The sequence below is a fragment of the Acinetobacter sp. genome, assembly GCF_041911495.1.
GTDB lineage: Bacteria > Pseudomonadota > Gammaproteobacteria > Pseudomonadales > Moraxellaceae > Acinetobacter.
Genome location: NZ_JAYROT010000055.1, coordinates 25,817 through 33,041, shown reverse-complemented (window position 1 = coordinate 33,041; position 7,225 = coordinate 25,817). Strand labels below are relative to the sequence as shown.

General features: G+C 42.4%; 7 protein-coding genes and 1 pseudogene. 2 read left to right on the top strand and 6 right to left on the bottom strand.

What is annotated here, in order from left to right:
- Window positions 1-129 (top strand): annotated as a pseudogene (locus ACE3PQ_RS07030) (IS30 family transposase); the annotation flags it as partial.
- 193 nt (window positions 130-322) lie between these two features.
- Here ACE3PQ_RS07030 and ACE3PQ_RS07025 read toward each other — a convergent pair.
- On the bottom strand, window positions 323-967 hold the full coding sequence (locus tag ACE3PQ_RS07025; protein ID WP_374296442.1) for a M23 family metallopeptidase: 645 nt from the start codon (window positions 965-967) through the stop codon (window positions 323-325).
- A gap of 98 nt (window positions 968-1,065) precedes the next feature.
- Here ACE3PQ_RS07025 and ACE3PQ_RS07020 point away from each other — a divergent pair, with 98 nt between their 5' ends.
- Window positions 1,066-1,518 carry a DUF721 domain-containing protein gene (locus ACE3PQ_RS07020; RefSeq protein ID WP_298891705.1) on the top strand — a complete coding sequence of 151 codons (453 nt, stop codon included), beginning with the start codon at window positions 1,066-1,068 and terminating at the stop codon, window positions 1,516-1,518.
- Window positions 1,519-1,613: 95 nt separating this feature from the next.
- Here ACE3PQ_RS07020 and lpxC read toward each other — a convergent pair whose 3' ends face one another.
- From lpxC to ACE3PQ_RS06995, 5 genes are all read right to left on the bottom strand, one after another.
- On the bottom strand, window positions 1,614-2,516 hold the full coding sequence (gene lpxC, locus ACE3PQ_RS07015; RefSeq protein ID WP_374296440.1) for a UDP-3-O-acyl-N-acetylglucosamine deacetylase: 903 nt from the start codon (window positions 2,514-2,516) through the stop codon (window positions 1,614-1,616).
- Between the two features lie 104 nt (window positions 2,517-2,620).
- The gene (gene ftsZ, locus ACE3PQ_RS07010) at window positions 2,621-3,823 is read right to left on the bottom strand and encodes a cell division protein FtsZ (protein ID WP_374296438.1); all 1,203 of its coding nucleotides are present in this window, start codon (window positions 3,821-3,823) and stop codon (window positions 2,621-2,623) included.
- Between the two features lie 180 nt (window positions 3,824-4,003).
- A complete protein-coding gene (ftsA, locus tag ACE3PQ_RS07005) occupies window positions 4,004-5,263 on the bottom strand; it encodes a cell division protein FtsA (protein ID WP_298891711.1) in 1,260 nt (419 codons plus the stop codon).
- Window positions 5,264-5,353: 90 nt separating this feature from the next.
- Window positions 5,354-6,205 carry a cell division protein FtsQ/DivIB gene (locus ACE3PQ_RS07000; protein ID WP_374296435.1) on the bottom strand — a complete coding sequence of 284 codons (852 nt, stop codon included), beginning with the start codon at window positions 6,203-6,205 and terminating at the stop codon, window positions 5,354-5,356.
- A 10-nt stretch (window positions 6,206-6,215) separates the two neighbouring features.
- Window positions 6,216-7,127: a D-alanine--D-alanine ligase gene (locus ACE3PQ_RS06995; protein WP_374296448.1), complete on the bottom strand. Its 912-nt coding sequence runs from the start codon at window positions 7,125-7,127 to the stop codon at window positions 6,216-6,218.
- Window positions 7,128-7,225: the final 98 nt, after the last annotated feature.

The window sequence follows — 7,225 nt, the reverse complement described above, 5'->3', positions numbered from 1 at the left end:
TTAAATCAAGTTGCCATGTCACTGAATACTCGTCCTAGAAAAGCGTTAGATTGGCTTACACCATTAGAGAAATTTGCTCAGCTTGTTGATTATCATAAGACTTTTCAAACTGTCGCACCTCATGTTTGAATTCGCCAAGCATAGGAAACGGCATTAACATTAATTTTTAAATCATTAATAGTTAAGGAAAACTCAGTAAGGGCATGATTTTCTATAAATGTTTTGATAAAGATTAAAGGTTAGTTAATGGTTAAGTAGTATATAAAACGCAAAAAACGCTCAATGGATGATTGAGCGATTTGAATAACTGAAAATTTTTGCGTTAAGGCAATAATGCTAAATATGTTGAAGGATTTTGGCGTTTATCGTTTTTAACCACTTCAAAGTGTAAATGTGGACCTGTACAACGACCTGTACAGCCAACATTAGCAATATGCTCGCCAGCATTGACATAATCGCCAACTTTTGCGATTAGGCGTGAAGCGTGCGCATAGCGTGTCTTATATCCGTTACTATGATCAACTTCAACATAATAGCCATAACCACTGCCCCAACCTGATTTAGTGACGACACCAGCACCACTTGCATAAATTGCAGTACCAGTCGGTGCAGAAAAGTCGATGCCAGAATGTTGGCGTGTTGTACCCAACAAAGAACGCATACCATAGTTTGAGCTGACACGTGCATCAGGAACAGGATGAGCTGTCATCCAAGTCCCTGTTGACGCACTTGCATATTTGCTCAACGAGGCATTATTAAATTCAACCGATTTTTGAGATGCAGATGCCAAAGTTGCATTGCTAATGGTTTGTTCATCTTGTGAATAAGAGCCTTTCCCAAGTGTACGAGAAAGTTGTTCTAAACGATCCATCGACTCGATGCTGTTTAAAGACTGATAGTCGGCAAAAGCGACAGACATTGCAGAACTAGCGAACGACAATGCAAGTAAAAAACGACGAATGTGCATAAATAAAAACCTCGAATTCCAGATCATCATGAAGAGGACTTGCGAATAAATTTTTCGGGACTAACATATAACGATCAATCATCGTAGATGATCAGTCTATGCAACAGTCCAAAACATTATTTCAAGGGCTTCGTCAGCCATCTTCACAACGTGTCGGAAATTTTACATTTCTACAAAAGCAAGTTGAGGCTTGGCAACAACTTACAAAATTAATTCAACCTTTATTACCCCTTGAGGGCTCGTGGCAGGTTGTATGTTATCAGCATGGCACGCTTATTATTGCAGGTGACAATCAAGCTTTGATTAGTCAAGTGCGCTATTTGCAAAGCCAATATATTCGGAATCTAAAAGCAATCCCAGCTCTAGTCGATGTGCAACAAATCAAAATAGTTATGCAATCAGTTTCACAACCACCTAGTAGCAAAAAATATACACGAAAGAAACGATTGTCAAATCAAATTCAAGAAGAGATACAACAAGCAGCTCGAATCGTGAAGGATGCCAAGCTTAGCGAAGCTTTAATACGTTTGGCAAGTCAAGATCAGGAGTGAAATGTTACGAAACCATGAAATAAGAGCAAAATCAATATAATAAAAGTCTTTGTCAAATGTAATATTATAACATTTAATTCAATGCTGACAGTTATTTAGCCAATCGGGACATATTTTATTGGGCATTGTTCTTGGTTACAAAAAGTTACAATTTCAAAGCTACTTGGATCTGCTTGAATGGCACGTAAAAGCTTGTTATTGAGCGAATGTCCTGACTTAAACGCATCAAATCGAGCGATGATTTGGTGACCAAGTAAGTATAAATCGCCAATCGCATCTAAGATTTTGTGGCGAACAAATTCATCAGAATAACGTAGACCACCTTCATTAACGACGCCATTTTCATCAAGACCGATGGCATTCTCAAGATTGGCACCTAAGGCTAAATTATTCGCTTGGAGTTGTTCTAAGTCTTTCATGAAGCCAAAAGTACGTGCTTCACTGATTTCAGCAACGAAATTTTCTGTAGAAAATTCGATTGAAGAAGATTGATGGCGTTTATCAAAGGCAGGATGATCAAAATCAATGGTAAAGTTAAGTTCAAAACCATCGTATGGGCGAAATGATGCGGTTTTATCCTCAGTTTGAACGTGTATTTCTTTTTTAATTTTGATAAATTTTTTGGCGTGTTCTTGCTCCGTGAGTTCACCTTGAAGTAATAAATAGATAAAAGGCCCTGCACTACCATCCATGATGGGAATCTCGGCAGCGTCGATTTCGATAATGAGGTTATCTATACCCAGTGCGGCAATCGCACTCATGACATGTTCAACGGTGCCGACTTTGACCTTACCTTTCACCAAGTTTGAGCACATAAAGGCTTCTTGGATCAGCATGGCTTCGGCAGGAATTTCAACTACTGGGTCGAGATCGATGCGACGAAAGACAATTCCTGTATCACATTCGCTCGGTAAAAAGTTGATTTTGACTTTTTTCCCGCTATGTAACCCGATACCGCTCGCACGAACGACTCGGCGGATTGATCTTTGTTTAAACATATTTACTTACAAGATGAGCAATTGTAACTAAGGTAGCACAAAATAGAATGTAAAAAAACATAAGGATCATTGCTGTAGACAATGATCCTTATGCAGAATACAGGTTATTTGCGTTGTTGTTTTTGCAAGTAGTCTTGAATGCTCATTGGCGCTGGACGTGGTGAACCCGAACTTTGTTCGGTTGATGCTGAATGGTTATTATTAGCAGCAGGATTACTCTGTGCTTGACGACTGATTGCAGGAACATCTTCTTCATCAGTTGTGCTTTGAGCAGGTTGATTTGAGCGTTGTGTGGTTGTTTTTGGCGTTGATGAAATGTCATCATTATTACGTGTCAAACCTGTTGCCACCACGGTGACACGGATCTCGTCACGTGCATCAGGATCAATTGCTGTACCGTAGAATAATTGCACTTCGTCTTCATCGACGATTTGCGCGACATAATCGGCAATCGTTTCAGCTTCACGTAAAGAAACGTCTTCACCGCCAGTGATGTTGATCAACACACCTTTGGCATCGCTGATATTAACTTTATCAAGGAGCGGGCTACGAATCGCCATTTCAGCAGCTTGTTCAGCACGCTTTTCACCACGACCAATCCCTGTACCCATCATGGCATAGCCACGTGTGCTCATGGCAGTTTTTAAATCGGCAAAGTCAAGGTTAATCAGACCAGGATTAACCACAAGGTCGAAGATACTGCGTACCGCATTGAGCAGTACATCATCGGCTTTCTTGTAGGCATCCTTCATCGAGATATCGCCATACACATCTAACAAACGAGAGTTTGGAATGATGATCAGCGAATCAACATGTTTTTCTAATTCTTCAATACCCAGCTCAGCCGCTTTGATACGACGCCGGCCTTCAAAACGGAACGGCGTAGTGACTACGCCAACAGTGAGCAAACCCATTTCTTTGGCAATCTCAGCAACGACTGGCGCACCACCTGTTCCTGTACCACCGCCCATACCTGCGGTGACGAAGACCATGTCTGTACCTTCAAGATGTTGACGAATCGCATCACGAGTTTCTTCGGCAGCAGTACGACCAATTTCTGGGTTGGCACCAGCGCCAAGACCACGGGTGCTTTGTTCGCCGAGTTGCACTTTGTTTGGTGCAGACATGCGATCTAGCGCTTGTTTATCTGTATTAGCACAGATAAATTTCACCCCTGCGATTTTTTGTTCGACCATATTTTGAACGGCGTTACCACCACCACCGCCAACCCCAAAAACGGTGAAGCGTGCTTGTCCGTAACTGTCCATTTCGTCATCATCTATATATGTAATTGAATTTGTAGGCATGACCTTCCGACTTCCAAAATTGTGTTATAGCAGTCACTTATGCCCGTATACTGCCTGAAATAAAAGCTAAATATTAGCACGCTGTTTTCAGTTTGTAATATCTCATACTCAATTTATTACAAACAAAAAAATTTCCTTACCAAAGCACTGTTTTTTGTGCAACAAAAGCCCAACGACTTTTTAGAAAAAGTTTTTCAAATTTGAGAGTAAGTCGTTGCTACTGTTGACCATTCTCTTCCAAATTGAAGATGTATTTTGATTTTCATCAATGACGCTTTCTTGTGCTTCGCTTTGGCTAAACATCAGTAATCCACTCGCCGTGGTATAAATGGATCGACGTAACGCAGCTAAAAGTTCATCTTTGCTATACACCTGCAATGGCGGATTACCGAGATGGGCAGATACGCCAAGCTTACGACGTGCATGACTGACTGCACCTTCGATTTGGCTAGCGTCACCTGTCAAGACCACGCCATGATAAAGATTGGCAAGCGCTCCATTGGTATTGAGCTCTTGATAGACACGATCAAAGATCTCATCGTAACGCGCTTTGATAATGTCTGCGAGTTCGATACGGCTAATGGTTTGAGGGCCATCAATACCTTGTACTTGGATCATATGATCTGGCTTGATCGCGCTATGATCAACACAACCATGCAAATGTTTAATTCGCTCGGCTTCGTCAGTTGTCAACTGTAGTACAGCTGCAATATCACGAGTAACGTGTTCTCCACCTAGAGGTAATGTGCTTGCAAAAGCAAGATGCCCACCGAGATAGACTGCAATATTGGTCGTCCCTGCACCGATATCAATGAGGCAGACGCCATACTCTTTTTCATCTTTGAGTAAGCTTGCTTCAGCGGTTGCAAGGGCTGAAATGACCATCTTTTCCACACCAATACCTGCACTTTTCAATGCTTTATCAAGGTTTTGCATGGTGCTAATCGGGAGCATCATCAGTTGATAATGACCCGTTAAAGTTTGCCCAGTAAACCCGATAGGATTGTGCACCCATTCGTCAGTATCATCAACGGCAAAGCCAAGTGGCACAGCACTGGCAAGATAATAATCTGGAATGAGATGATTGGTTTTGGCAAGCTCTAAAGCACGGACGACTTCATTGGTGCTAATCGAGCCATCTGCACTGGTAATTGCTGTGCGTCCAGAAGCATAGAAGCTACGTAGGTCGGTACTAGGAATAGACACCCAAGCACTATTGATACGGCATTCAGCTTGGTCTTCGGCTTCTTGCACGGCATTTTTAATCGCAGAAACGACTTTATCAAGGCTGACAATTTTGCCTTTACTCATGCCACGATTGCGAGCATGTGACATCCCGATGACTTCGATTTTGTCTGGTGCGTGAACCTTGCCGATCAACACCGTCACTTTATGTGTTCCAATATCTATGGCCACAACTGATGGCACAGCTTCACTCATTGTTCATTACCATTATGACTTTTATTATACGGTTGCGATGCAGATTGCTTGGCGCAGACCGTATGCTTCATCTGTTAAAAAAATGCCCTATTATGGGCTTGATTGGGTTTGCTCCGCAACAGTTACACCAGGTGTTGGAATGACAAACTGTCCATTATGAATATTGACAGGTTGAGCATTCTTCCACTGTACAGCGAGACCGTTGCGATATCTTAAATCTATCCCAGCGATATTGTCCCAAACTAAACCTAAATCTGTTTTAGCAATTTCGCTTAATCTTTGTAACTTGCCCATCGTCTGATCTTGATCAACAATCAAACGCATACCGTTATCAAACTGCATAAACCACGTCATACGCTCTGTCAGATATAGCTCTTTAAGACGCATGTTCATTGGGCTAAACATTTGATTGATATCACGATACTTGGTCATCATCATGCGTGATTGCGAGTTCGGACCATGCAATAATGGCAAGTTTCGATGATCGAAACCTTGTACAGGCTTAAATACCACACCATCATCACTCAAATAACGACCTGTCCCCCAACGTGCAACCGCATGCCGTGGTGTAACACGCAGAACGATTGCATTTGGCCACGCACGAGATACCACCACACGATCTACCCATGACAACCCTAAAGCATTGTCACGAATCTGTTCAAGATCTGTGGTGAAATAACCGCTCGCTGTATCTGCTTTGATATGTTTAATCAACGCTTTTTGCGCAGGCGCACTGACACCAACCACATCAACATGCTCAATTTCTGCATGCATAAAACGCTGATACAACGCATAACCACCAAAGACAAACACCAAGATGGCAAATATCAATAATAGCCAACTTCCCCACGACAACAACTTTTCACCAAGACTTGGTGGCTTGTCATGTATTGAGGTGGTCGCTGCTTGACGACGTCGCAGGGACAAGGGAAGTTGTGCCATATTAAATGTTTTAGCCCAAAGTCTGCTCTAAAATTGTCAAACAGAGTTGATCGAAGTTGAGACCAATGGCTTGTGCTGCTTTTGGTACAAGAGAGTGATCGGTCATACCTGGAACGGTATTCACTTCAAGTAACCAAAAATTACCTTGCTCATCACGCATGGCATCAATACGCCCCCAACCTGATGCACCAACGGCTTGAAAAGCACGCAGTGCCAATTCTTTCAAATGCTTCTCGTCAGCATCAGAAAGTCCTGATGGAATGCCATATTGGGTATCGTTACGTTTATATTTTGCTTCATAGTCGTAGAACGCCACATCTTTCGGCGGTTCTAAGCGAATCACAGGTAAAGCTTCACCATTTAAAATGACCACAGTATATTCGGAGCCTGTAATCCATTGCTCCGCCATGACGATCGAATCGTGCGTGGTAGCTTTAGATAATGCCGTAGAAAATTCTTCAGTTTTTTCGACTTTACTCATGCCGATGCTTGAGCCTTCGTGTACAGGCTTGATGATCAATGGTAGACCAAGCTTATCAATCACTTCATTGAGGTTGGTATCTGCGGTGATCAAACGATATGGCGCAGTTGGCAATTCGCTACCTTGCCAAATTTGTTTGGTTTTCACCTTATCCATGCCGATTGCAGAGCCTTGCACAGGTGTTCCTGTGTAAGGAATATTGAGCCAGTCCAATACGCCTTGAATTTGACCATCTTCACCGCCACGACCATGCAAAACGATAAATGCACGATCATACGCTGTCAGCTCGGTCACAGGGCGAGTGAGGGGATCAAAGGCTTCCGCATTGACACCGCTACGAAGTAAGGCATCGAGGACAGATTGTCCACTATTGAGTGACACTTGGCGTTCCGCAGATTTTCCACCGAGTAATACCGCAACTTTTCCAAATTTATCTTGCACCTGTGACACGGTGAATTCCTTATTTCAAACAACTAAAATTTTAAAATTTGTTCAATTGACTGGCTAAATTTCACGACATCAATTGAATCGAAATCTCA

Coding starts and splice junctions, on each gene's coding strand:
- ftsA (WP_298891711.1), bottom strand. CDS start 5,263: ATGAGTGAAGCTGTGCCATCAGTTGTGGCCATAGATATTGGAACACAT.
- lpxC (WP_374296440.1), bottom strand. CDS start 2,516: ATGTTTAAACAAAGATCAATCCGCCGAGTCGTTCGTGCGAGCGGTATC.
- ACE3PQ_RS07025 (WP_374296442.1), bottom strand. CDS start 967: ATGCACATTCGTCGTTTTTTACTTGCATTGTCGTTCGCTAGTTCTGCA.
- ACE3PQ_RS07020 (WP_298891705.1), top strand. CDS start 1,066: ATGCAACAGTCCAAAACATTATTTCAAGGGCTTCGTCAGCCATCTTCA.
- ftsZ (WP_374296438.1), bottom strand. CDS start 3,823: ATGCCTACAAATTCAATTACATATATAGATGATGACGAAATGGACAGT.
- ACE3PQ_RS07000 (WP_374296435.1), bottom strand. CDS start 6,205: ATGGCACAACTTCCCTTGTCCCTGCGACGTCGTCAAGCAGCGACCACC.